The sequence below is a fragment of the Streptomyces sp. NBC_00158 genome (assembly GCF_045160885.1).
Taxonomy (GTDB): Bacteria; Actinomycetota; Actinomycetes; order Streptomycetales; family Streptomycetaceae; genus Streptomyces.
The window spans coordinates 802,556-827,206 of the sequence record NZ_CP108161.1 but is presented as its reverse complement, the minus strand read 5'-3'; the positions used below and the strand labels follow the sequence as shown (position 1 = coordinate 827,206).

At 74.7% G+C, this 24,651-nt stretch carries 18 protein-coding genes and 1 tRNA gene; 8 read left to right on the top strand and 11 right to left on the bottom strand.

From position 1 onward, the window contains the following. Positions 1-4: 4 nt before the first annotated feature. From OG553_RS03620 to OG553_RS03610, 3 genes are all read right to left on the bottom strand, one after another. Entirely contained in the window at positions 5-1,600 is a 1,596-nt protein-coding gene (locus OG553_RS03620) for a molybdopterin-dependent oxidoreductase (RefSeq protein WP_405977561.1), read from the bottom strand. A gap of 40 nt (positions 1,601-1,640) precedes the next feature. Further along, complete coding sequence (locus OG553_RS03615; protein ID WP_405977560.1) at positions 1,641-1,820, bottom strand: hypothetical protein; 180 nt, start codon at positions 1,818-1,820, stop codon at positions 1,641-1,643. Positions 1,821-1,998: 178 nt separating this feature from the next. After that, positions 1,999-3,684 carry a ricin-type beta-trefoil lectin domain protein gene (locus tag OG553_RS03610; RefSeq protein ID WP_405977559.1) on the bottom strand — a complete coding sequence of 562 codons (1,686 nt, stop codon included), beginning with the start codon at positions 3,682-3,684 and terminating at the stop codon, positions 1,999-2,001. Between the two features lie 191 nt (positions 3,685-3,875). Between OG553_RS03610 and OG553_RS03605 the strand changes: the two genes are divergently transcribed. The 3 genes from OG553_RS03605 (at position 3,876) to OG553_RS03595 (ending at position 6,002) form a co-directional block, all read left to right on the top strand. After that, on the top strand, positions 3,876-4,532 hold the full coding sequence (locus OG553_RS03605; RefSeq protein ID WP_405977558.1) for a TetR/AcrR family transcriptional regulator: 657 nt from the start codon (positions 3,876-3,878) through the stop codon (positions 4,530-4,532). A 56-nt stretch (positions 4,533-4,588) separates the two neighbouring features. Next, complete coding sequence (locus tag OG553_RS03600) at positions 4,589-5,521, top strand: serine/threonine dehydratase (protein ID WP_405977557.1); 933 nt, start codon at positions 4,589-4,591, stop codon at positions 5,519-5,521. Positions 5,522-5,642: 121 nt separating this feature from the next. Beyond that, positions 5,643-6,002: a hypothetical protein gene (locus OG553_RS03595; protein WP_405977556.1), complete on the top strand. Its 360-nt coding sequence runs from the start codon at positions 5,643-5,645 to the stop codon at positions 6,000-6,002. A gap of 28 nt (positions 6,003-6,030) precedes the next feature. Here OG553_RS03595 and OG553_RS03590 read toward each other — a convergent pair whose 3' ends face one another. From OG553_RS03590 to mdlC, 6 genes are read right to left on the bottom strand one after another with little or no spacing between them, the layout of a single operon-like run. Further along, positions 6,031-6,240: a hypothetical protein gene (locus OG553_RS03590; protein ID WP_405977555.1), complete on the bottom strand. Its 210-nt coding sequence runs from the start codon at positions 6,238-6,240 to the stop codon at positions 6,031-6,033. Then, positions 6,237-8,153, bottom strand: a complete 1,917-nt coding sequence (locus OG553_RS03585; RefSeq protein WP_405977554.1) for a peroxidase family protein — start codon at positions 8,151-8,153, stop codon at positions 6,237-6,239. The genes OG553_RS03590 and OG553_RS03585 overlap by 4 nt, the downstream gene beginning before the upstream one ends. A 9-nt stretch (positions 8,154-8,162) precedes the next feature. After that, the gene (locus OG553_RS03580) at positions 8,163-9,536 is read right to left on the bottom strand and encodes an alpha/beta fold hydrolase (protein WP_405977553.1); all 1,374 of its coding nucleotides are present in this window, start codon (positions 9,534-9,536) and stop codon (positions 8,163-8,165) included. A gap of 12 nt (positions 9,537-9,548) precedes the next feature. After that, positions 9,549-10,904, bottom strand: coding sequence for a cytochrome P450 (locus OG553_RS03575; protein ID WP_405977552.1), 1,356 nt, complete (start codon positions 10,902-10,904; stop codon positions 9,549-9,551). Further along, on the bottom strand, positions 10,901-12,316 hold the full coding sequence (locus OG553_RS03570; RefSeq protein ID WP_405977551.1) for an FAD-binding oxidoreductase: 1,416 nt from the start codon (positions 12,314-12,316) through the stop codon (positions 10,901-10,903). The genes OG553_RS03575 and OG553_RS03570 overlap by 4 nt, the downstream gene beginning before the upstream one ends. Positions 12,317-12,369: 53 nt before the next feature. Next, entirely contained in the window at positions 12,370-13,980 is a 1,611-nt protein-coding gene (gene mdlC / locus OG553_RS03565; protein ID WP_405977550.1) for a benzoylformate decarboxylase, read from the bottom strand. A gap of 218 nt (positions 13,981-14,198) precedes the next feature. On the opposite strand from mdlC, the gene OG553_RS03560 reads away from it, so the two are divergent. Continuing rightward, the gene (locus tag OG553_RS03560; RefSeq protein WP_405977549.1) at positions 14,199-15,296 is read left to right on the top strand and encodes a MerR family transcriptional regulator; all 1,098 of its coding nucleotides are present in this window, start codon (positions 14,199-14,201) and stop codon (positions 15,294-15,296) included. 363 nt (positions 15,297-15,659) lie between these two features. Here the strand turns inward: OG553_RS03560 and OG553_RS03555 are convergent, their stop codons facing one another. After that, entirely contained in the window at positions 15,660-18,014 is a 2,355-nt protein-coding gene (locus tag OG553_RS03555; RefSeq protein ID WP_405977548.1) for a hypothetical protein, read from the bottom strand. Next, positions 18,014-18,088, bottom strand: a tRNA-Gly gene (locus OG553_RS03550). The genes OG553_RS03555 and OG553_RS03550 overlap by 1 nt, the downstream gene beginning before the upstream one ends. A gap of 214 nt (positions 18,089-18,302) precedes the next feature. Here OG553_RS03550 and OG553_RS03545 point away from each other — a divergent pair. From OG553_RS03545 to OG553_RS03530, 4 genes are all read left to right on the top strand, one after another. After that, positions 18,303-19,637, top strand: a complete 1,335-nt coding sequence (locus tag OG553_RS03545) for an ABC transporter substrate-binding protein (protein WP_405977547.1) — start codon at positions 18,303-18,305, stop codon at positions 19,635-19,637. A gap of 77 nt (positions 19,638-19,714) precedes the next feature. After that, a complete protein-coding gene (locus OG553_RS03540) occupies positions 19,715-20,608 on the top strand; it encodes a carbohydrate ABC transporter permease (RefSeq protein WP_405977546.1) in 894 nt (297 codons plus the stop codon). Next, positions 20,605-21,447, top strand: a complete 843-nt coding sequence (locus OG553_RS03535) for a carbohydrate ABC transporter permease (RefSeq protein WP_405977545.1) — start codon at positions 20,605-20,607, stop codon at positions 21,445-21,447. Before OG553_RS03540 ends, OG553_RS03535 begins: the two co-directional genes overlap by 4 nt. Before the next feature lie 69 nt (positions 21,448-21,516). Continuing rightward, on the top strand, positions 21,517-24,540 hold the full coding sequence (locus OG553_RS03530; RefSeq protein WP_405977544.1) for an alpha-mannosidase: 3,024 nt from the start codon (positions 21,517-21,519) through the stop codon (positions 24,538-24,540). Positions 24,541-24,651 lie beyond the last annotated feature (111 nt).

Below are 24,651 nucleotides of genomic sequence, written 5' to 3'. Positions count from 1 at the left end.
CGCGCTACGCGCGCACGTCCACCGTGACGGAGTGCCAGCCGGTCGCCCCGTCGGGCAGGGTGCCCGTACGCCGCTGCGGCTGCACCTCGCCCCGGCCGTCGGTGGCCCGCACCTCCAGGGTGTGCCGCCCGGGCGGCGCGTCCCACGGCCACACCCACTGGCGCCAGGTGTCCACCCCGTCCGCCGCCCCGAGCCGGGCGTCCCGCCAGGGCCCGCCGTCGGCCCGCACCTCCACCCGGGCGATCCCCCGGTGCTGCGCCCACGCCACCCCCGCCACCGCGAGGGGGCCGGCCGGACGCTGCGAGAAGGGGCGGGGGGTGTCGATCCGCGACTGCGTCTTGACCGGAGCCTCCCGCGCCCACGAGCGGCGCACCCAGTACGCGTCGTACGCGTCGAACGTGGTCAGCCGCAGCTCGCGCAGCCACTTGCAGGCGGAGACGTACCCGTAGAGGCCCGGGACGACCATGCGTACGGGGAAACCGTGCGCGAACGGGAGCGGGCCCCCGTTCATCCCGACGGCCAGCAGCGCCTCCCGGCCGTCCATGACCGCCTCGACGGGGGTGCCGATCGTCATCCCGTCCACCGAACGGGCCACGAGCTGGTCGGCGGGCCCGCCGCGGGAGGGCGGCCGCACCCCGGCCTCGCGCAGCAGGTCGGCGAGGCGTACGCCGAGCCAGCGGGCGTTGCCGACGTAGGGTCCGCCGACCTCGTTGGAGACGCAGCACAGGGTGATGTCGTGCTCGACGAGCGGCCGGGCGAGCAGCTCCGGCAGGGTCAGGGTCAGGGGTGTGCTGACGCCCTCCCCGAGGATGTCCAGCCGCCAGGCGTCCGCGTCGACCCGGGGTACCACCAGGGCGGTGTCCACGCGGTAGAAGTCCCGGGCGGGCGTGAGGAACGGCCCCAGGCCCGGCAGGCGCAGGTCCGCCCCGGCCGGTACCGGCGGCGCGGGGACGGCGGGGGGTGGCAGGACCAGGTCCGCCCGGGAGGCGGTGGCCCCGGCCGAGCCGTGGGCGCCGAGCCGCCGGCCCGCGTACCCGGCGGCCGCGGAGAAGGCGACGGTGGCCGCCAGCAGCCGGCCGAAGGCGCGCCGGTCCAGCGGCCAGGTGCCACCGGAGCCGGAGCCGGAGCCGGAGCCGCCGGCGGCCGGGCGGGGCCTGCGCAGGACGGCGACCAGCGCGTACAGCACCCCGGCGGCCACCGCGGCGCCCGCCAGCGAGGGCAGCGCGTCCCGCCAGCCCGCCCCCGGCCGGCCGAGGGCGGCCACCGCCCCCAGGCACCCCACGGCGGCGGCGAGCGCGCAGCCCGCGCGGGGGCGGCGCAGGGCGAGGATCCCGGCGGCCGCGGCGAGCACGGCCAGCAGCAGCACCGTCCCCAGGGTCAGCACCGCTTTGTCGGAGGTGCCGAAGGCCCGTACGGCCCACTCCTTGACGGCCGCCGGCGTACGGTCCACCACGGCCCCGCCGACCGCCGTGAGCGGGGCCGCCTCGGGGCGTGCGAACGCCGCCGCCAGGTCCGCGACGGCCAGCCCGGCGAACGCCGCGGCCAGGCCGGCGACGGCGCCCGCCGGGCGAGCTGCTCGGTCCCCCCGTGCACGGGTCATCCGGAGCCACCTCCGCCCTGCCACGGTAGCCCCGGTACGGTCACGGGTGCGCGGCTCCCGGCGGCTGCGCCCGCACCGCCTCGCAGCCGCAGCCCCCGCCCGCGGCGCGCCCCTCGGGGGCGGGACCGGCCGGGCGGCGTTTGCGCAGCTCCACGACGCCGTCGGTGATACCGGCGGCGGGCGCGGGGGGCTGGGTGCGCTCGTGCGCGGTCTCGGACATGTCGGTGCACTCCTGTCGCCTGGTGGCCCGCATCGGGAAGGGGCGGCCGCCGAATCGTTCCGGCGGCCGCCCCTCCGGTCCGGGCCAGTGAACCCGTGACCCTCACCGGGCGGGGTCCGCCGGGCGCCGGTTCCCCCGGAAGTGTGATGGCGCCGGGCGGATCTCCGCCGGAGTCCTCCTAAACGGGGAGCGACCAGGCCTGGTCCACCTGGTGGTCGCCGCAGGCGGCCAGCCGCAGCCGCTCGGCCGGGGCGTCGGGGGTCGCGGGCGCCGCCGGGGCGGTCAGGCACTGCCCGCTGGTCTCCTCGACCAGGGCCCCGTCCCGCCGGTGGCTCCAGCTCTGGCCCGCCTGCCGGCCCGGTGCGCAGTCCGCCAGCTCAACCAGGCCGCCCGCGCGGGCCGTCAGGCATTCACCGGCCAGCTTCAGCCGCCCGCCGCCGCCCAGGGTCCAGCGCTGGTCGGCCCCTGCGGTGCAGGTGCCCAGGACCACCGAGCCGACCCCGCTGGTGCTGGCCCCGTCGGCGCACTTCGCCCCGAGCCCGTTGATCTGCCCGGTGGGCACCGCCTCGGCGCAGCCGCGCGGGGTGAGCCGCCACACGGCCGTGTCGTGCGCGCCGAGCCGGCCGGTCAGCGCGTTCACCACCTCGGTGCGGCGCCCGGTCCACAGGTCCTCGGCGTCCGCCACGCAGGCGGCGGGCAGTCCGACGTCGGCGAGCGGCACGGAGACGTCCCGGGCGCTGCCGGAGCGGTTGAGCACGGCCACCGCCCGGTCCCCGTTCGCCAGCGGCCGGGCCAGCACCTCGAAGGTCGCGTTGGAGGAGACCACGGCCCCCTGCCGGCCCAGCGGGTCCTGGTCCAGCTCGATCATGCGGGTGTTGCCGAGTGCCGCGAGCCCGCCCGGGGTGAGGGCGGAGACGTCGGAGGACAGGATGAAGGGGGCCGCCATCATCGCCCACAGCCCGACCTGGCTGCGGCCCTCGGCGTCCGTGAGGCCGGGGGCGCCCGCGATCAGGAAGTCGGGGTCGTTCCAGTTGCCGGGGGCCGCGTACCGGCCGAGCCAGCGGTTGTAGCCGTAGTTTCCGAGCACCGAACTCCAGCGGGAGGTGGCGGGGGCGTTCGGGGCGTACACCTTGATGTCCCGGCCCTCCCGCCACAACTGGCCCGTCTCGCCGACCCAGTCGAGGACCCTGTGCCAGTCGGAGCCGCCCCATTCGCCCTGCTGGAAGTAGGCGGGCGCGGACGCGGACAGCACCATCGGGCGGCCGCTGTCGCGCAGCGCGCGGGCGACGGAGTTGTAGGCGTCCCGGTAGGCCTGCTCCTTCGTCTTCCCGGGCGGCACCCACAGGTTGCAGCCGTCCATCTTGACGTAGTCCACCTTCCACGACGCGAACTGCCGCGCGTCGCGGGCGTAGTGGTCCGGGCCGCCGCCGTCGGGGGAGCCGGATCCCGGGTAGCGCTCGCAGGTGAGGGAGCCGGCGTCCTCGTAGATGCCGAACTTCAGCCCCTTGCCGTGCAGGTACTCGCCCAGCCAGGCCATGCCGTGCGGGAACTTGACGGGGTCCGTGACCAGGTTCCCCTGTGCGTCCCGCTCCTTGAGCATCCAGCAGTCGTCCACGGTCACCGTGTCGTAGCCCTTGGCGGCGAGACCGCTGGAGACCAGGGCGTCGGCGTTGGCGACCACCTTGGCCTCGTCGATGTCGCACATGTAGTGCGCCCAGTTGTTCCACCCCATGGGCGGGGTGAGGGCCAGCGGGGTGTCCCAGGTCGCGGTCGGCTCGGCCGCCGCGGGGGCGGGGCAGAGCGCGAGGGCGAGCAGGGCGGCCGCGGTGAGACAGGGGAGCGAGGCGCGCGGGCGAGGCGGCACGGGGTCTCCTTGGCGTGAGGGAGTACCGGCGGACATTCGTGCCTCAGTGCAGCGGTGCGACTACCCGCTGTCAACATAAGTCGATGGTTATGGCTCAATGACCAGCAATATGGCCGCAGTCGATGTCACACGTCCGTGGCGGGCGAGCTGTCGAGCCGCCGTATGTTACGTCGGCTGATACGCTGTATCTCATGCCGAGGAAATCACCCGCCCTGGACCGCGCCACCCCCGAGGCCATCGCCCTCACCGCCCTGCGCGTCCTCGACGAGGACGGACCCGGGGCCCTCAGCTTCCGCGCCCTCGCAGAACGGCTCGGCGTCTCCCACGCCACCGTCCAGCGCCGCTGCACCGACCTCGCCGGCCTGCTCGACCTGTGCACCGACCACCTCGCCGGACAACTTCCCGAAGTCCCCGCCGGCACCGGGTGGGCCGAAGCCTGCGAACAGCGCTTCGGCGCCCTCTACCGGCTGCTCACCGCCCACCCCGGACTGCTCGCCCTGCGCGGCGGCCGCCCCTGGCTCGGCCGGCACCTGCTGGCACGCCTCGTCGAACCCGCCCTCGCCGACGGCATCGCCGCCGGGATGACCCCCGCCGAGGCGATGACCGCCTACCGGCGGATGTACCTGCTCACCCTGGGCAGCGCCGCCTTCGTCGACCACCGCGACCCGGCCGGGGCCACCGCCGCCTCCCGGGCCGCCATCGCCGCCCTCGACCCCGCCGAATTCCCGGTGCTCACCGGCGCGCTGGCCGACGTACTGCCCCCGCTGACCGACCACGAGGTCTACTACGGCGCCCTGCGCCAGCTCATCGGGGCGTCCCGGCCCGCCGGCCGCCGCCCCGCGTCCTGACCCCGCCCGCGTCCTGACGACGGGGGCGTCCCGTACACCGCGAAAGGCAATCGACCATGGAACAGCAGCTCGACTACGCCGCCGTCCGCGCGGCCGCCGCCCGCACCGCCGGGGCCGTGCGGCCCGCCGCGGTGGTACCCGCCTCCGAAGGCGTCTGGTACGCCCTGGAGTACCTCCAGCACACCGGCTCCTTCAAGGCGCGCGGCGCCCACAACTTCCTCGCCGCGCACCGCGAGGCCGGCCGCCTCCCCGCCGCCGGCGTCACCATCGCCTCCGGCGGCAACGCCGGCCTGGCCTGCGCCTGGGCGGCCCGCGCGCACGGCATCCCCGCCACCGTCTTCCTCCCCGGCAACGCCCCGCGCGTCAAGGTCGACCGGCTCCGCGGCTACGGGGCCGACGTACGGCTCGTCGGCGACCGGTACGACCAGGCCCTCGCCGCCTGCCGGGAGTTCGCCGCCGGCAGCGGAGCCCTGAGCAGCCACGCCTACGACCACCCGCTCGTCGCCGCCGGCGCCGGGACCCTGCTCGACGAGGTACGGGCCGCCCTGCCCGGCCTGGACGCCGTCGTCGTCGCGGTCGGCGGCGGCGGGCTGTTCGCCGGCGTCGCCACCGCCGCCCGCGAGCACGGCGTACGGGTGGTCGCCGCCGAGCCCGAGCACTGCCGGGCCCTGAACGCCGCCCTGGAGGCGGGCGAACCCGTCGACGTCCCCGTGGCCTCCGTCGCCGCCGACTCCCTCGGCGCCACACGCGTCTCCGCCGACGCCCTCGCCGCCGCCCTCGCCGCCGCCCGGAACGCCGACGCCCTGTCGGTACTGGTCCCGGACGAGGCGATCACCGCCGCCCGGCGGGCGCTCTGGGACGAGCACCGGATCGTCGTCGAGAACGGTGCCGCCACCGCGCTGGCGGCCCTGCGCACCACTCCGGAGCCGCTGGGCGAAAAGGTCGCCGTCGTCCTGTGCGGCGCCAACACCGACCCCGGCGACCTCTGAACGACGAACGTCGCCCCGGCCCGCGACTTTCGAGTACGGCACCGGCCCCCGCACCCCTGCGAGGCTCCGGTGCGAGGGTGCGGACCGCACCGGAACGTCGAGGGCACGGAGGAACGGGGCCATGGCTCAGCGCAAGGGTTGTCTCATCGGGTGCGGTATCGCGCTGGTGCTGGGGGTGGGGCTCCTCGTGGCGCTGTTCTTCGGGGCGGCCAAGGTCCTCGACATAGCCGACAAGACCCTGCTCGACCCGAAGGTCTACGAGGCGGTGAAGGTCGGCGACGCCGAGAGCGAGGTCCGCGCGAAGCTCCCCTCGGGCGACACCTTCGTCAAGGACGCCCTCAAGGACGGCGGCCCCGCCGAGCCCGCCGGCAGCGTCTGCGCCTGGTACCTCTCCGCCGCCGACGGCCAGACCGAGGACGTGCTCCGCTTCTGCTTCAAGGACGGCAAGCTCGCGGAGAAGGCCCAGTACCGCATGAAGTAGCACCGGGACCGGGCCTCACCGCTCCGGCCTACCCCCGGCCGTCCAGCCGGGCGGCCGAGCGCGACAGGCCGTCCGCGGCCGTCGCGCACCGCCGGGCCAACTCGTCCACACGGGCCCGGAAGGCGTCGGCCTGCGGGCCCCGCCAGTCCAGGGCGTCGCACGCGCCGCGCAGCCGGTCCGCCCGCTCGCGCAGGGCGGCGGCGTGGCTGCGCAGGCCGTCGGCGGGATGCCCGCTCACGACAGCTCCTTCCAGGGGGCGAAGGCGTTGGTCACCCCGGCCAGCGCCGGGGCCAGTTCGGGGTGGTGCCGCAGCAGCACCGTCACCATCGAGTTCCGGTCGATCCAGCGCAGACCCTCGGCCGTGTACACCTCCGGCCGGTAGTCCGTGGTGAAGAACCGGTCGCTCTTGATGCGGCGGGTTGCCATCAGCGCGAACACCCGGAAGAGGGTGTCGCTGAAGCCGAAGCCCGCCGGCCGCGGCTCGGCCAGGTTCCCGACCAGGGTGTCCACCCGGTCCAGCCGGCCGTCGTACAGCTCCCGCAGCAGCGGGGTGTCGCCCGGGTGCCCGCCGGTGAGCTCCTCGAAGGAGGTGACGGGCCGCTTGCGCAGCATCCGCCGCTGGGCGTTGTACCGGGGGATGCCCCGCTCGCGGTCCCGCAGGACGTCCACGGTCCCGAGGTCGACGTGCTCGCCGGACAGCCGCTTCAGGTTGCGCAGCGCGTCCGGGTGGTTGTGCAGCACCAGCGCCCCCGGGTTCGAGACGCCGAAGGTGTAGAACAGGTCGCTCATCCCGTACGCGTCGACCGCGGTGCGCGTGGTCGCGCCCTGCATGTCGTCGAAGCCGATGACCTCGCGCCGCGCCCCGCGCCGGTGGTCGCGGACGGTGATCTCGTCGGGGATCAGCGGGTGCAGCCGGTACGCCGAGACGAACTCCTCCGTCATCGAGAACGGCGCGGCGTGGTGGTCGGTTCCCGAACCCCGGGAGCCGCTGAGGACCTCCCCGCCGACCCTGCCGAAGGTCTTGGTGACCCAGCGGGGCAGCAGCCCGTACCAGTTGGCGCGCATCGCCTGGTGCACGACCGGGTGGTCGAGGATCCCGGGGGTCCACTCCACCGTGTGGATCTTCGCCATGAGGGCGGTGTTGACCAGCCGCGCCGTGTGGAAGATCCGCTCGTCGTCCCAGGTGGGGTGCTGCGAACGGACCAGGTCGCAGATGGAGTTGTGCTCCTTGGCGAAGAGCGTGTGCAGCAGCGAAAGCCCGGTCCAGTAGTCGCTGTTCATGCCCGTGGCGTCCAGGCAGTCCATCCCCGGCCGCGGATCGGCGGGCAGCCTGCCGCCGTCGACGATCAGCCGGCCGTGCTCCCCGGTGCGCAGCGAGCGGCAGCGGGCCTCGTCCGACCCGTAGACCTGCGAGCCGTCCCACCAGTGGCTGACCGTGTTCTCGTACGTCGGCGGGACGTCCGGAGTGGTGTGCGCGACCGGGTCGGGCCGGGTGCGGTTCACCCGCATCGGGCAGCCGCCGCCCTGCCCGGCCCAGTCGTCGTCGGCGGCGAGCGGGACCGTGAACGGCTCGGCCTCCTCGTTGTCCCCGTGGTTGGCCCAGCCGTGGTTCTGGAACTGGATCCAGGCGGCGGCCAGCAGGTTCAGGGAAGGCGCCGGGACGAACCCGCGCCGGGCCAGCAGCTGCCGGCTCACCTCGCGGGGACTGGGCGTCATCAGCGCCTCGTCCTCGTCCGGGTAAGCCAGGTGCAGCGGGGTGTTGCGGTCCAGGCGGGTGCCCGTCCGGCCCATGTCCTCGTCGTACGGGTCGTAGCCCGAGCCGTCGTACGAGCGGTACGGCGCGAGGTGCTCCGTGGGCCGGCGCTTGCGCTCGCCGCCCGCGCCGAAGGTGTCGTGCAGGTTGTGGCGGCGCAGGTCCTCGCGGATCACGGCCAGGTTCAGCAGGCCGAGAGGTGCGGGCAGTTCGTACCACTCGCGGGTCTGGTTCAAGCGGGCGAACGCCGCCGACTCCAGCCGCTCCAGCAGTCCGGCCGGCCCGTACGGCTGCGGCGGCGCGGGCGGCGGCCGGTGTCCGCGGGAGGTCTGGGCCGGCAGCTCCGGGGTGGCCGGCGCCGTGTCCGTCGGGGGAGTGTGCGAGTCGGTGTCGGTCATGCGGGGTCCTCAGCGGTCGTGGAGGGTGAAGAGGTGCGTGCCGGTGACCCGGCCGCGGAAGGCGGCGAGCTCGGAGTCGACGTACGAGCGCGCGTGCGGCACGTCGTGCTCCAGGTTGTGCGCGTACCGCTCCGCCGCATGGCACAGCGGGAAGGCCTGGGTGTCGTCGGTCCAGGTGAACTCCGTGAACTGCTTGGGCAGTTCGTACGGGGACACCGACGAGCGGCCCTCCAGGCTCGGCACGATGTCGTGCTCGTTGACGAGCGAGACCACCCGGGTGCGCGGATCGGCGGCCCGCTTCTGGTCGATGGGCGAACCGATCGCGACCACGTGCGTCACCGTGTACAGCGCGTTGAAGTCCCGGCTCGCCGCCAGGTTCATCGCGGTGATCCCGCCCTGGCTGTGCCCGACCAGCGCCACCTGCGCCCCGGAGGGCACGAGCCGGCGCAGGGCCCTGACCACCGCACGGGTGTAGGTGGTGTCGATGGAGCCCACCGCGTCGATGCCGCCCAGCAGGTCCTGCGGGCTCTCCTGGTTGAAACTCGGCCCCATCCCGGCCAGTTGGACGACGTAGCGGCTCTCCCCGTCCGGCCCGTCGGCCTGCTGGACGAGCAGCAGGCCCCGGGTGCCGATCCGTCCGATGTTGCGGACGTAGCCGACGATCGTGCCCGAGGTGTCGATGCTGCCCAGCAGCGCCGCCGAGGGGGTGTGCGGCTCGGCGCGGCCCTTCCCCCGGTTGAGGAACGCCCACACCGAGCTGCTCACCCCGACGAAGTAGTCGGAGGTCAGCGGCCGGCCGGTGGCGATCTGCCAGCCGGCGGTGTCGTTGAAGGGGTTCTCGTCGGTCAGCGCGTTCCAGGCCATGATGTCCGTGAAGGACGGCGCCAGCAGGGCGAGGGCGTACTCCGCGCCCTGCTCCGTCAGCAGGCCCCGGAACAGCCGCACCGCCTCGGCCTGCCGGTCCTCGTCGATGGCGCGCAGCACCCGCGAGGTCGTCGGGTTGTCGAGCAGCTGCGGATGGCGCACGGCGGCCGCCCGGATCCGTGCCTTGAGGCCGGTCACGGCGAGGCTGACGGCCAGGCTCTCCCGGCTGGTGAGCACCCCGGCCAGCCAGAGCGCCCCGGCGAGCGGGGAGCCGCCCTGCGGGGCCCAGCCCAGGCCCTTCGGGTCCATCAGGGTGCGCAGCAGCCCGCGCTGCGCGGCGCGGGCCCGGCGCGGGCCGGCCGCCGCGAGCGGCAGCCGGGAGCCGAGGGCGACGCGGGACGCGTACCGGGCGGCGTCGCGCACCGCGTCGGCGGCTTCGGCCAGCTCGCGGCAGACGTGGTGCAGGGAGGCGATGTCCGGCTGGGTGACGGACGCTCCGGCGTCGGTGGCTTCGGTCATGGCGGACTCCTCCTACACCCGGCCGATGCGCAGCCGGATGCCGGCCGTGTCGAGGATCCCCGGCAGCGGACGCCCCGGGTCGAGCACCGGACGGGCCCCGGTGAGGCGGTGGCCGCGCAGCACCTCGGCGCAGACCAGTGAGGTGAGCAGCAGGGCCACGTACTCGCCGGGGCAGCGGGCGCCGCCGTGGCTGAACGGGGCCACCCGGGTGTCCCGGTGCACGTCCGGGACCAGCCAGCGGCCCGGCGCGAACAGGTTCCCGCCGTCGACCCGCTCGGGGTCGCGCTGGTGGAACCCCATCGGCACCAGCACGTTGGTGCCGGCGGGGTGGCGCACCCCGCCCCACTCGGTCTCGGTACGGGTGACCCGTACGAGGTCGGGCACGATCGGGTACAGCCGTACCGACTCCTCCAGGCAGGCCCGCAGCCTCGGCAGGCCGGGGACCCGGCCGGCCGCCTCGGCGTGGGCGGCGTCCTGCTCGGCCGGGTGGTGGGCGAGCAGCAGCAGGGTGCGGGCGACGACGGGCGCGGCGAGGTCGATGCCGAGCAGCCAGTGGTGGGTCTGGCCGAGCGGGTCGGTGCCCTCGGGGGAGGGCTCGGCCAGGGCGCGGGCGGCCAGGGTGTGCGCGGGGGCGTCGGCCGCGTACCGGGTGATCCGGGCCTCGATCCTGGCGTAGAGGGCCTTGGCGGCGTCCGGCTTGCTGCGGCCCATCCAGTTGGCCTGGCCGCGCAGGGTGGCGAGCCAGTCGGACAGCTCCTGGTCGTCGGAGGCCTGGTCGCCGAGGACCACCCGGCGGGAGATCCGGGTCAGCGTCTTCCACAGCAGCGGGAAGTCGACGACGGAACGGGAGGTGAGCCGCCGGCACTCCTCCTCGACGACGGTCTCGAACTTCGCGCAGGACGGGTGCACCGGCCGGTCGGCGGCGAGCGCGTGGTCGTTGACCCGGCGCCGGTCCTCGCGGACCTGGCCGTGGGAGCAGATCACCCCCGTCGGTTCGAAGACGGACAGGCTGGCGTACTTGTCGTCGGCGTCCATCGCGAGGTCCGAGACCGGCTCCTCGAAGAACCGCCGGACGTCGCCCTCGTCGAACAGGACGAGCATCTCGCCGGAGAGCGCGCGCACCATCACGGGCGCGCCCCGGTGCCGGGCCCGCATCGCGCGCAGTGTCGCGTTCGACCAGGCGGGCTGGTTGACGCGGGAGTACAGCGCCATGACCGGGAAGCGGGGGTTCGCGACCCCGCGTACGAAGACGGGCAGGGTGTGGGTGGCGACGAAGCGCACGGTCTCCGCCAGGCCGGCCCGGACGGGCGGCAGCCCGGGGGCGGCGGTGCCCCGGGTGGTGTCCGAGGTCTCGGTGGACTGGGTCATGCCGTGACCACCTTGCCGGGGTTGAGGAGGTTCTTCGGGTCGAAGAGCCGCTTGAGGCCGCGCTGGAGCTCCAGCGAGACCGGTCCCAGCTCGCGCTCCAGCCACTCCCGCTTCAGGGTGCCGATGCCGTGCTCGCCGGTGGTGGTGCCGCCCAGTTCGAGGCCGGCGGCCATGATGGCGTCGTACGCCTCCCGGGCGCGGCGGAACTCGTCCGCGTCGGACTCGTCGAAGACGACCGTGGGGTGCAGGTTGCCGTCCCCGGCGTGGCCGAGGGTGAAGATCTTCAGGTCGTACCGCTCGGCGATCTCCTCGATCCGCCCGATCAGCGTGGGGAGCGCGGTCCTCGGCACCGCGACGTCCTCGATGAACGCGGTGAGCCCGCCGCCCCTGGAGGCCATGTACGCGGCGAGGGCCGGGCTGACCAGCCGGCGCGCCTCGATGATCTCGTACGCCTCCTCGCTCGTGGCGGAGCCGGCGATGTGCTCGGCACCGGCCTCCTTGCAGAGGATCTCCATCGCGGACAGCTCCGACGAGGGGTCGGCGGAGTCGCTCTCGACGATCAGGGTGGCGGCGCTGCCGGTGCGCAGCAGCCGGTGGGTGCCGAGGTCCACGATGGCCTCGGTCGTGGCCCGGTCCAGGAGTTCGAGCGCGGACGGGGTGTGGCCGGCGGCGGTGACGGCGGCGACGGCGTCCCCGGCGGCGGTCAGCGTCGGGAACTGGGCCAGCAGCGACAGGGCCGGGGGCCGGGCGGGCCGCAGCGCGAGGGTGGCGCCGACGACCACGGCCAGGGTGCCCTCGGAGCCGACGACCAGGCGCGTCAGGTCGTAACCGGCGACGCCCTTCGCGGTGTCCCGGCCGGTGCGCATCCGGCGCCCGTCGGGCAGGACGAGGTCCAGCCCGAGGACGTAGTCGGCGGTCACCCCGTACTTCACGCAGCAGATGCCGCCCGCGCCGGTGGCGATGTTCCCGCCGATGGTGCAGCGGTCCCAGGAGGCCGGGTCCGGCGGGTACGCCAGCCCGTGTTCGGCCACGGCCTCCGCGAGCCGCCGGGTGGTGACCCCGGGCTCGCAGCGCACCAGGCGGTTGGCGGGGTCGACGGAAAGGATCCGGTCCATCGCGGCGGTGGACAGCACCACGCAGCCTTCGACGGCGTTGGCGGCGCCGGCCAGGCCGGTGCGGGCGCCCTGGGGGACGACGGGGACGTCCAGTTCGTAGGCGGTGCGCATGACGTGCTCGACCTGCTCGGCGGTGCGCGGTACGGCGACCACGGCGGGGGTTCCGCACTCGGAGAAGGGTGCGGAGTCCCGGGAGTGGGCGGCGAGTTCCGCCGGGTCGGTGAGCAGGGCCTGCGCGGGGAGCGCGGAGCGGAGCCGTTCGAGCAGGAGGGAGGTGGTGTCGCTGGTGAGGGGCATGCCGGCCTTCCGGGGGCAGGGCGGGGCGGGGCGGTGGAACGTCTGGGAAGGGGCTACAGGGTGGGGAGTTCGGTGGTCACCGGTACGTCGATCAGCACCGGGCCGTCCTGCTGGAGGGCCGACTCCCGCACCAGCTTGGTCAGTTCGCCGAAGCCGGTCGCCTGGTGGGCGCGGACCCCGTAGCCGGTGGCGATCGCGGCGATGTCCAGGCCCGGGATGTCGAGTCCGGGGGCGCCCTGGGCGCGCTCCACCTGGGCGAACCACTGGAGGATCGCGTAGCGCTGGTTGCTCAGGACGACGAAGGTGACCGGGACCTTGTAGGCGGCCGCCGTCCACAGCGCCTGTACGGCGTAGTGGGTGGAGCCGTCGCCGATGACGCAGACCACGGGCCGGTCGGGGGCGCCGAGCTGGGCCCCGACGGCCGCGGCCAGGCCGAAGCCGAGCCCGCCGCCCGCCGTGAACAGGAACGAGCCGGGGGTGTCGATCCGGGTGGCGTCGTGGAACTGGCCCAGGTTGGAAGGGGACTCGTTGACCCACAGGGTGTTCGCGGGAGCCCCCTGGGCGACGGCCGTCATCGCGGCGAGCGGGGTGAGCACCCCGTCCACCTCGGCCGTGGACTCGGCCCGCGCGATCCGTGCGGCCGGGGCGGCGGCCTCCCGTACGGGCAGCTCCGCGAGCAGGGCCCGTACCGTCAGGGCGAGGTCGGCGACGAGCGCGTCCCCGACGGGGGCGCGGGCCGCCTCGTCCGCGTCCCGGGTCAGGTGCACCAGCTCGGTGCCCTCGGGCAGGTAGGTGCCCGGGACGTAGGGGTAGTAGCAGAACACCGGGGCGCCGATCACGAGGACCAGGTCGTGCCCCTCCAGGCAGCGGGACAGCGGCCCGATGGCCGGGGGCAGCATCCCCCGGTACTGCGGGTGGGACTTGGGGAAGGCGACCCGGCCCTCGGTGGGCGCCGACCAGACGGGCAGTCCGGTGCGCCCGGCCAGTTCCACGACGGCGTCCCAGGCCCCGGAGGCGTCCACGTCGTTGCCGGCGACGAGGACGGCGCTGCGGGCGCCGGCCAGGCGGGCGGCGAGCCGCCGGACCGCGTCGGCGGAGGGTGCGGCGGCGTGCGTGACCGTACGGGCCGCCGTCCGCTGGGCCGCCCGGTCCTCGTCCTCGCCGAGGACCACGTCGAAGTCGTCCATCGGCAGCGAGACGAACACCGGCCCCTGCGGCGGGGTTTCGGCGACCTGTACGGCCCGGGCCAGGGCGGGGGCGACGTCCGCCGCGCGCGGGGGCTCGTACGCCCACTTCACGGCGGGCTGCGGCAGCAGGGTGGACTGCGGGTTGGTGAGGAGGGCCTCCATGGTGAGCATGGCGCGGACCTGCTGGCCGGCGGTGACCACCATGGGCGTGCGGTTGGCGCGGGCGTTGAGGATGGCGCCCATCGCGTTGCCGGTACCCGGGCCGGTGTGCAGGTTGACCAGGCCGGTGGTGCCGGATGCGAGGGCGTAGCCGTCGGCCATGCCGACCACCACGGCCTCCTGAAGTCCCAGCACGTAGCGGAAGTCGTCGGGGAACTGCTTGAGCATGGGCAGTTCGGTGGAGCCGGGATTGCCGAAGACCGTGGTCATCCCGCGGGCTCGCAGGACGTCGAGGGCCGACTCGCGGACCGTGCGCATGGGGGGATCCTTCGCGGAGCGGGCGGATGCGGTGGGTGATCAATCCATCACATTGCGTTGATCAAGGCAAAATCCATGATCCGATCGGGTCGGACGCCGGAGAACCCCTGGCGGCGGCCCACGCCGCGTGTTATCGGGCACGCGCTGCCCGGCCCGCTGTTGACCCTCACGTGGCGTCAGGCCGCACAGTTGCCCCCCCCGTGGAGGATCACTGGACCGTGGGACGCGTTGCCGGGTTGGCCGGCGTGAGCGTCCGCACGCTGCATCACTACGACGAGATCGGCCTCGTCCGGCCCTCGGCGCGCAACGCCGCCGGGTACCGGGCCTATTCCGCGCAGGACATCGAGCGGCTGCGGGAGGTCCTGGGCTACCGGCGCCTGGGCTTCGGGCTGCGGGAGGTCGCCGAACTGGTCGGCGACCCGGGCGCCGACGCGGTCGCGCACCTGCACCGGCTGCGCGGGCTGCTGCTGGAGCGGCGCGAGCGCGCCGACGCCATGGTGGGAGCCATCGACAGGGAACTGGAGGCACGGGCGAAGGGACTGAAGGTGACACCGGAGAAGCAACTGGAGACGGTCGGCGCACGGCTGTACGAGGCGATCGGCGGAGCCTACGGCGCGACGCGGCGTACCGAGCCGAGGATCGCGGCGCAGATCCGGGAGGCGCTCGGGGACGCGCGGACGGTGCTCAACGTCGGCGCGGGCACCGGCTCCTACGAGCCCGCCGACCGTGACGTGGCAGCCGTGGAGCCGTCGGCGGTCATGCGGGGGCAGCGGCCCGTCGGCTCGGCGCCGTGCGTGGACGCCGCCGCCGAGGGCCTGCCGTTCGGGGACCGGTCCTTCGACGTCGCGATGGCCGTCTCCACCGTCCACCACTGGGGGGACCCGATGGCCGGGCTGCGCGAGATGCGGCGCGTGGCCCGCCGGGTGGTCGTGCTCACCTTCGACACCGACGAGCCCGGATGGCAGGACCGGTTCTGGCTCACCCGCGACTACCTGCCCGAGTTCGCCGACGTCCTCGCGGAGTTCCCCTCGCTCGCCGCTATGGCCGACGCGATCGGCGCCGGTGCCGAGCCGGTGCCCGTCCCGTGGGACTGCGCCGACGGCCTGTTCGAGGCGTATTGGCGCCGGCCGGAGGCGTATCTGGAGGATCACGTGCGCCGTGCGGTGTCGGTGTGGACGAGGGTCGGACCGGAGGCCGAACGGCGCGCGGTGCGCAACCTCGCCGACGACCTCCGCTCGGGCCGGTGGGCCGAACGCAACGGCGAACTCGCCGACCTGGACGCGGCGGACCTCGGCCTCCGCCTGCTCGTGTCCTGACCCCGCACCGCCACAGCCGGCCGCCGCCCCGGCCCGGCGGGGCCCTGCCGGAGGCCATACCCGCTGCGGGAGCGGGCTCCTGCCCGGCGGTGGCCCCTGCGGGAACGGGCTCCCTGCGGGACCGTGCGCCTGCCCGGCGGGGTGGCCCCTGCCGGGGCCATACCCCCCGGCGGAAGCGGGCCCCTGGCGGGAGCGGGCGCCTGCCCGGCGGTGGCGCCTGCCGGGGGCATGCCCCTGTGGGAACGGGCCCCCGCGGAAGCGGGCCCTGCCTGGCGGTGGCCCTGCCGGGGCCATGCCCCCCCCCCGCGGGAGCGGGCTCCTGGCGGGAGGGGGCTCCCGGCGGGGGCTCCCCGTGCCGCCCGGCTAGGGCATCCGCATCCAGTGGCCGTCCGTGCTCCAGCCCAGCAGTCGGCGGGCGCGGCCGCCCTCGGCCGTGCCGTCCGCGGCGAAGGAGCCGCCCGCGGCCACCAGACGCAGACCGGCCAGCGCCGGGGCCAGCCGGGCCCGTACGTGTGCCGGACGCAGCGCCGACTCCGCCTCGATCCAGGCCAGTACGTCCGCCCGCTCGGCCGGACCGCACAGCGACAGGTGGAACAGCATCTGCCGCCACGCGTACGCCGCGTCCTTGATCGTGGACAGCGGGCGCGGGTTCCCCTCCACCCGGGCCACCAGCCGGCACACCGCCCCGAAGGACTCCCGCGCGGGCCGCTCCCAGCCGCCCGGCACGGTGACCCCGGCCCGCCCGACCAGGGTGGCCAGGTTGTGCGTGGTGAGGATCTGGGCCTGCTCGATCACCTTGCCGTTCGCCGCCACCGACCAGGTCCGGCCCCCGCCGGCCCGCTGCGCGCACAGCGTCGCGAACTCCGCCGCGGTGCGCGCCGGACGGCCGCTGCGCGCGGACTCGGCGGCCTGGGCCACCGCCATCCGGCGCACCCCCGCGTAGTCGATGCCGTAGTAGCGCGCGTACAGGCTCTCCTCCAGCAGCTCCCCGGCGACCCGGGCCGCGACGAGGAACTTCGGGCCGAAGGTGCCCATGAAGATGTCGGCGGCCAGCTCCTCCGTGAAGGGCGCGCCCAGTTCCGCCTGCCGGGCCAGCTGGCCGAGCTCGCGCACCAGCGGGTTGGGCAGCACCGTACCGGGGAAGGCGCCCACCGCCAGCCCGCCGAGCCTGCGCAGCGCCTCCGCGGCCGGCCCGGTGTCCGCGCCGTCGGCGCTCCGGTGGGCGGAGACCGCCCGCAGCCAGGGGAGTTCCTCGATCCGCACCTGCGACTCCAGGTTCAGCAGGAGCAGCGAGCGGCGGCCCCGGAAGGCGCGGTACGTGGCCGCCATCAGGTTCCGCAGCGGCTCGTCCGCGTACCGCTCGGCGGTGACCGCCGCGACGAGCTGCGGCACCAGCTCGGCCAGCACCTCCGCCGACGGCACCACCCCGCGCTCCACCAGCACCTCCAGCGGGGCGCTCAGCGCCGCCCGGACGGTGGCGCCGACCGCCGCCGGCACCTGGGCACCGGCGGGCAGCCCCGTCTCGCGGGCCTCCTCGGCGCTCACCGGAGCCACCGGGGTGTCCGTGTCCGGGGTTCCGGCACGCTGGTCGAGCCCGGAGATCCGGCGCAGCACCAGGCCGGCCAGGGCGTGGTGCGAGGGCAGCGCGGCCTGCCGGGCCTGCACCGCCCGCAGCCGGGCGTGCCCGGGGGAGCCGGGCGCGCCCCGCTTGGCCAGCATCGACTCGACGGCGACCCGCAGCAGCCCGGCCAGCCGGGGCGCGGGCGCGCGGCCGGCGACCTCCTCCTCCAGGGCCCGGCGCAGGATCGCCGCGTTCGACTTCGGGTCCAGGTGTTTGCGGCAGAGGGTGTGCGCGGCGGCCAGCGTCCGGTAGCGCGCCAGCAGTCCGGCACCCTCGGCGTGCCAGTCCGGGCCGGGCGCGCGCCCGTGCGCCAGCAGCCGGTGCGCGAGCAGCTCGTCCTCGAAGGGGCGCCAGACGGCGAGCGCCTCCCGCTGGGTCTCCACGGCGGTGTTCGGTCCCCGGCGGGCCAGCGCCGCCGAGGCCTCGCCGACGGTGCGGCGGTGCACGGAGTCCACCCCGGGCGCGGGGCGGTCGGCGGGGCGCGGGGAGAAGCGCAGCCGGCCGGCGAAGGGCCGCAGCACCGTGACGAGTTCCGCGGCGGAGTCGAAGTCCCCGGCGCGCACCAGCCACGCCACGGTCGCGAGCGCCGCCTCCTCGGGAACGCGCACCTCGTAGCGGCCGCTGTCGAGCAGCGACCACAGGTACGCCAGGCCGTCCTCGGTGAGGAGGTGCGCGAAGAGCTCCGCACGGTCCGCGGGCACGCCGGCCAGCCGGGCGGCCTCCTCCTCGTACGGCAGCAGCGGCCCGCCGGCCGACGCGGCGCCGGTGGCGAAGCCGCCGGTGACCACCTCGAGGGTGACCCAGGCGGGCAGCGCGGCGACGGGGGTGCGGGAGCCGACGCTCAGGGATCCGTCCGCGATGCCCGCCAGGACGCTCTGCCACTTGCGGGCGCGGGACCCGGCGCGTTCGCGGGTGGCGGTGTCCGCGTGGGTCCGCGAGGTCCGCAGGGCGCGGGCCAGCCGCTCGGCCGCGTACGCCGGGGACACGGTTACGGCCACCGGCGCGGGGCCGGGGACGGGCGTCGGAGTGGGTCCGGGGACGGGCGCGGGGCCGGTCCGGGACGGGTGCGGAGGCTGCTTGTCAGCGTGTGCGTCCATGGCCGACGTGGCAGGTTCCGCCCCTGCGCCCCCCGGGTAGGAAGCCCGGTGCTCTGCTGCTGAGCTACACGTCGTGGTAGTCCGTCAACCTAGGCGGCGGCCCGTCGGCCGCGCAAAGGTTTTTTGCCCCGGGCGGTGCGCCGGGCCGGGCGGCCACCCGTACGGCGCGGGAGATAAACCGCTTCAGGCCATCGGGCAGCGGGCCTCGTTGACGGCCCCCCGCCGTGCGGCCAGCGTGGGCACCGCCCTCCGGCAGCGAAGCCGGAACCTCCCCCGAAGGCGGCGACGATGACTCGTTCCCCCCTGACCCGCACGGCCGTCGCCACACTGGTGGCGGCCGGCCTCCTGACCGCCGCCGGCTGCGGCCTGAGCGGAGGCGGCGCCGGTGCCGGCGAGGCCCGCAGAACCGGCGAGGTGTCCGGCGAGATCACCTTCCGCACCCTCCAGCTCAAACCGAAGTTCACCGCCTACGTCCAGGGCGTCATCGACTCCTTCGAGGCCCGGTACCCGAAGGTGGAGGTGAAGTGGGAGGACGTCCCCGGCGACGGCTACAACGAGAAGCTCGTGGCCGACGCCCAGGCCGGGGCCCTGCCGGACGTGGTCAACCTCTCCACCGACTCCTTCCAGCTGCTCGGGGACCGCGGCATGCTCGCCGACGTGTCCCGGCTCGACGGGGCGGTCGCCGCGGAGTACGTCCCGGGCGCCTGGGAGCAGTTCAAACTGCCCGGCAAGGGCGAGGGCGTCTACGCCTACCCCTGGTACGTGACCCCCGAGATCCTCACCTACAACAAGGACCTCTTCGCCGAGGCGGGCCTGGACCCGGCTCAGCCGCCCACCACCGTCGAGCAGTTCTTCGACTACGCGGAGCGGATCGCCGCCCGCTCCGGCGGCCAGTACGCCGCCTTCATGGCCGACCCCAAGGGCCGGCTGCCCGGCGACTGGCAGAAGATGGGCGTCCCCCTGCTCAACGACGCGCGGGACCGCTTCACCTTCGACACGGACCGGGCCGTCGCCTGGGTCGAGCGGATGAAGGACCTCTACGCCAAGGGCGCCATGCCCAAGGAGTCCCTCCTGAAGGCCGACGACATCAACCAGCTCTACGGCGCCGGCAAACTCGTCTTCGGCCCCGGCTCCCCGGGCTTCGTCCGCGACATCAGGCAGAACGCCCCGCAGGTCTACGAACGCACCGCGGTCGCCGGCGCCGTCACCGGCACCCTCGGCCACATCGGCATCTACGCCCAGTCCCTCGGCATCCGCAAGGACACCAGGCACCCGGACGCGGCGGCCGAGTTCGCCAAGTGGGTCACCAACGGCCCCAACCAGGTGGAGTTCTCGAAGAACGCCACCATCTACCCCTCCAACGCCAAGGGCCTGGCCGACCCGCGCTTCGCCGACCGGGGCGACGGCAAGGACGCCGAGACCCTGGCCCGGGCCGTCGGCGCGGAGCAGCTGAAGACGGCGGACCTCGACGCCAACACCCCCGTCCAGTGGACCAACCAGGTCGGCGACGCGGTGGTGCGGGAGGTGCAGCGGGCCATCCAGGGCGAGCAGGACGCCCGGACGGCGGTGCGCCGGGCCCAGGGGGAGGCCAACCGGCTGCTGGCCGCCGGGACGCGCAGGTGACCGCTCCCGCCCCGGCGGCGCCCGCCCCGGTGCGGGACCGCCGCGCCGGGAAGCGCCGCCGCCGGGCGGAAGGCGCCATGGGAGCCGACCCTGGCCTCGTCCACCGCAGGTGGTGGACCCCCTACCTGTTCCTCGCCCCGGGCCTGGTGATGGTGGCCCTGTTCAGCGTCTGGCCGTTCCTCAACACCGTCGTGCTGTCCTTCACCGACGCCCGGATCCTGAGCGGCGGCTCCTTCGTCGGCCTCGACAACTACGCCCGCGCCCTCGCCGACCCCGACTTCTGGACCGCAACCGGCAACAGCGTGCTGTACCTGCTGGTCGTCGTCCCCTGCCTGGTCCTGCTGCCGCTGGCCCTCGCGGTCCTCGTCCAGACGAAGGTCCCCGGCATCGGCCTCTTCCGCTCCGCCTTCTACACCCCGGTGATCGCCTCGGCCGTCGTCGTCGGCCTGATCTGGCAGTGGGTGCTGCGCAGTGACGGACTGGTCAACACCGTCTTCGAGGCGCTCGGCGTCATCTCCGAGCCGGTCCCCTTCCTCACCGACAGCACCATGCTGCTCTTCTCCGCCATGCTCGTGACCGTGTGGAAGGGCCTCGGCTACTACATGGTCTTCTACCTGGCCGCCCTCGGGAACGTCCCCGCCTCCCTCCACGAGGCCGCCGCCCTCGACGGCGCCGGACCCGTACGCCGCTTCTTCAGCATCACGATCCCGCAGGTGAAGCCGATGATGCTGCTCGTCGGCACGCTCTCCGCGATCTCCGCCCTGCGCGTCTTCACCGAGATCTACGTACTCGGCGGCGAGAGCGGCGGCCCCGGCGGCGGCGCCCGCACCCTGCCCTTCCTCATCCGGCAGGTCGGCCTCGGCTTCGCCGGGGAGACCGGCTACGCCTGCGCCGTCTCCCTGCTGCTGTTCCTGCTGACCCTGGTCTTCAGCCTGCTGGGCCACCGCCTGTCGAAGGGGGACGGGAGTTGAGCGCCACCGGGACCGGCCGCGGGCGCCGCCGGGGCGGCCTCGCCGTCCGCTACGCCGTGCTGCTGCTCACGCTCGTGCTGATGGTCGGGCCGATCGTCTGGCAGTTCCTGACCTCGGTCCGCGGCCGCACCGAGAACGTGTACGACGGGCTGCTGCCCTCGCACCCCACCTTCGACAACTACCTGCGCGTCGCCGAGTCCTTCCCGCTCGCCCAGTACGTGGGCAACACCCTGCTGGTGGCGCTGCTCGCGGTCGCCTCCAACGCGCTGTTCGCGGCCATGGGCGGCTACGCCCTCTCCCGGGCCGGCTGGAAGGGCCGCAGGGCCGTCTCCACCGTCCTCGTGGCGACCCTGATGTTCCCCTTCGAGTCCGTGATGATCTCGATGTTCCTCACGGTCCGCGGGATGGGCCTGGTCGACACCCTCGTCGGGGTCTGGCTGCCCGGCGCCGTGTCCGTGCTCAACGTGATGATCATGCGGGCGGCGTTCCTCGCCGTCCCCCGGGAGATCGAGGAGGCCGCCGTCCTGGACGGCGCGGGGGAGTGGACCCGCTTCACCCGGGTGTTCCTCCCCGGAGCCCGGGGCGCGCTGGCCGTCGTCTGCATCACCAGCTTCATGGGCGCCTGGGACGACTTCCTGTGGCCCCTGCTGGTCCTCACCGACAGCGACCACTACACCCTCCAGCTCGGCCTGAAGACCCTGGCCGGGGCCACCACGACCAGCGACCAGCGGATCGTCGCGGCGGGCGCGATGACCGCGCTCGTCCCGATGGTGCTGCTCTTCCTGTTCCTCCAGCGTTTCTTCTTCAAGGGAGTGGGCGAGGGGGCCGTCAAGACCTGACCGCCCCCCGTCCCCACCCGTCCCCGCCCCGCCCTCCGACGTCCCCGAACGAGCTCCTGGAGCCGCCTCGTGCACGACGACCGCAGCATCACCGAACACCGCCTCCGCCGGGTCCTCAGGGAGCGCATCCGGCCCGCCGTCCACTCGCGCCCCGTCCCCCTCGCCGTCGAGCGCTGGGAGGCCCCCGGCGAACCGGTCCCGGTCGCCGAGGCGCTGGCCGCCCCGTACGGCCCCTGCGCGGCGGGCGACGCCTGGGGGCCGGCCTGGGGCACCACCTGGTTCAGGGTCACCGGGGAGGTGCCCGCCGACTGGGCCGGCCGGACCGTCGAGGCCGTCCTCGACCTCGGCTTCGACCGGATGATGCCCGGCTTCCAGTGCGAGGGACTGGTCCACCGGGCCGACGGCAGCGAGGTCAAGGCCCTCAACCCGTACAACGACTGGGTACGGGTGGCCGACGCCGCGGCGGGCGGCGAGCGGATCGAGTGGTACGTCGAGGCCGCCTCCAACCCCGTCCTGGTCGAGCACGCCCCCACCTACGAGGGCGACCGGCTGACCAGCGGTGACCAGCCGCTGTACCGGCTGGCCCGGATGGACCTCACCGTCTTCGAGGCCGAGGTCTGGGAGCTCGTCCAGGACCTCGACGTCCTCGCCGAACTGATGCCCCAGCTCGGCGAGGACGACGCACGGCGCCACGAGATCCTGCGCGCGGTCGAGTCCGCCCTCGACGAGGTCGACCTCGCCGACGTCGCCGGGACGGCCGCCGCCGCCCGCGCGCGCCTCGCCGGGGTGCTGGCCGCCCCGGCGAACGCCTCCGCGCACCGGATCAGCGCGGTCGGCCACTCCCACATCGACTCGGCCTGGCTCTGGCCGCTGCGCGAGACCGTCCGCAAGGTGTCGCGGACCACCTCCAACATGGTGGCCCTGATGGACGAGCACCCCGAGTTCGTCTTCGCCATGTCGCAGGCCCAGCAGCTCGACTGGGTCAAGACCCACCGGCCCGAACTCTTCGAACGGGTCAAGAAGAAGATCGCCGACGGGCAGTTCGTCCCCGTCGGCGGCATGTGGGTGGAGTCCGACACCAACATGGTCGGCGGCGAGGCCATGGCCCGCCAGTTCCTCTACGGCAAGAAGTTCTTCCTGGACGAGTTCGGCATCGAGACCCGCAACGTCTGGCTGCCCGACTCCTTCGGCTACACCGCGGCCATGCCGCAGCTCGTCAGGCTCTCCGGCGCGCAGTGGTTCCTGACCCAGAAGATCTGCTGGTCCCAGATGAACACCTTCCCCCACCACACCTTCTGGTGGGAGGGCATCGACGGCACCCGCGTCTTCACGCACTTCCCGCCCGTCGACACCTACAACAGCGACCTCGGCGGCGCCCAGCTGGCCCACGCCGCCCGCAACTACCGTGAGAAGGGCCGCGGTTCGCGCTCCCTGGTGCCCTTCGGCTGGGGCGACGGCGGGGGCGGCCCCACCCGCGAGATGCTGGCCCGGGCCCGCAGGCAGCGGGACCTCGAAGGCTCCCCGCGCGTGGAGATCGAGCGGCCCGACGCCTTCTTCGAGAAGGCCCGCGCCGAGTACGAGGACGCCCCCGTCTGGGCCGGCGAGCTCTACCTGGAGCTCCACCGCGGCACCTACACCTCGCAGGCCCGCACCAAACAGGGCAACCGGCGCAGCGAGTCCCTGCTGCGCGAGGCCGAACTGTGGGGGGCGACCGCCGCGGTCCGCGTACCGGGCTTCGGCTACCCGTACGAGGACCTGGAGCGCCTCTGGAAGACCGTCCTGCTGCACCAGTTCCACGACATCCTGCCCGGCTCCTCCATCGCCTGGGTGCACCGCGAGGCCCGCGCCACGTACGACAGGGTGCGCGAGGAGCTGACCGCGATCACCCTCGCGGCGCAGACCGCCCTCGCCGGCACGGGAGAGGAGGAACTGGTCTTCAACTGCGCCCCGCACGAGCGGCGCGGAGTCCCGGCCGGCGGCGCGGGCCGGGCGCGCGCGGCCGAGCAGCCGGTCACGGTGGAGGAGCGGCACGGCGGCGGGCACGTCCTGGCCAACGGGCGGCTGCTGGTGGAGGTCGACGGGCGGGGCCTGATCGTCTCCGCGTACGACCTGGAGGAGGGGCGCGAGGCGCTCGCCCCGGGAAGCGCCGCGAACCTGCTCCAGATCCACCCCGACTTCCCGAACATGTGGGACGCCTGGGACGTCGACGCCTTCTACCGCAACAAGGTCACCGACCTCACCGCCGTCGACTCCCTGGAGGTCACCGGGCGGGGCCCGGACGCCTGCACCGTCACGGTCACCCGCTCCTTCGGCTCCTCCGCCGTCACCCAGACCGTCACCCTGCGGGCCGGGGCCAAGACCGTGGACATCGCCACCGACGTGGACTGGCACGAGACGGAGAAGTTCCTCAAGGCCGCGTTCCCGCTCGACGTCAAGGCCGAACGGACCGCCTCCGAGACCCAGTTCGGGCACGTGTACCGGGCCACCCACACCAACACCTCCTGGGAGGCCGCCAAGTTCGAGATCTGCGCCCACCGCTGGATCCACGCGGAGGAACCCGGCTGGGGCGTGGCGCTGCTCAACGACTCCACGTACGGCCACGACGTCACCCGCCAGGTCCGGGCCGACGGCGGCCAGACCACCACCGTCCGGCTCTCCCTGCTGCGCGCCCCCCGCTACCCGGACCCGGAGACCGACCAGGGGCGGCACACCCTGCGCTTCTCCCTCGCGCCCGGCGCCGGGATCGGGGACGCGGTGCGCGAGGGGCACGCGTTCAACCTGCCCGAGCGGGTCCTGCGGGGCGCGGGGCCGGTGGCCCCGCTGCTGGCCGTCGACCGCGACGCGGTGGTGGTGGAGGCGGTCAAGCTGGCGGAGGACCGTTCCGGGGACGTGGTCGTGCGGCTGTACGAGTCCCGGGGCGGCCGGGCCAAGGCCGTGCTGCGGCCCGGCTTCGCGGTCGCGGAGGCGGTCGAGAGCGACCTCCTGGAGCGCCCGCTGCCGGGCACGGCGGTCGGCGCCCCCGCCCCGGACGGCGGGATCGCCCTCACCCTGCGGCCGTTCCAGATCGTCACGGTCCGCCTCCGGCGGGCGTGAGGGCCGCGGAGCCGGGCCGGCCGGGGCCCGGCTCCGCCCCGTTCATCCGGTCGGCCGAGCAACGCAGGCCGCCGGGGCTCCGCCGGGCAAGGCTGTGGGGAGGACCGCCAC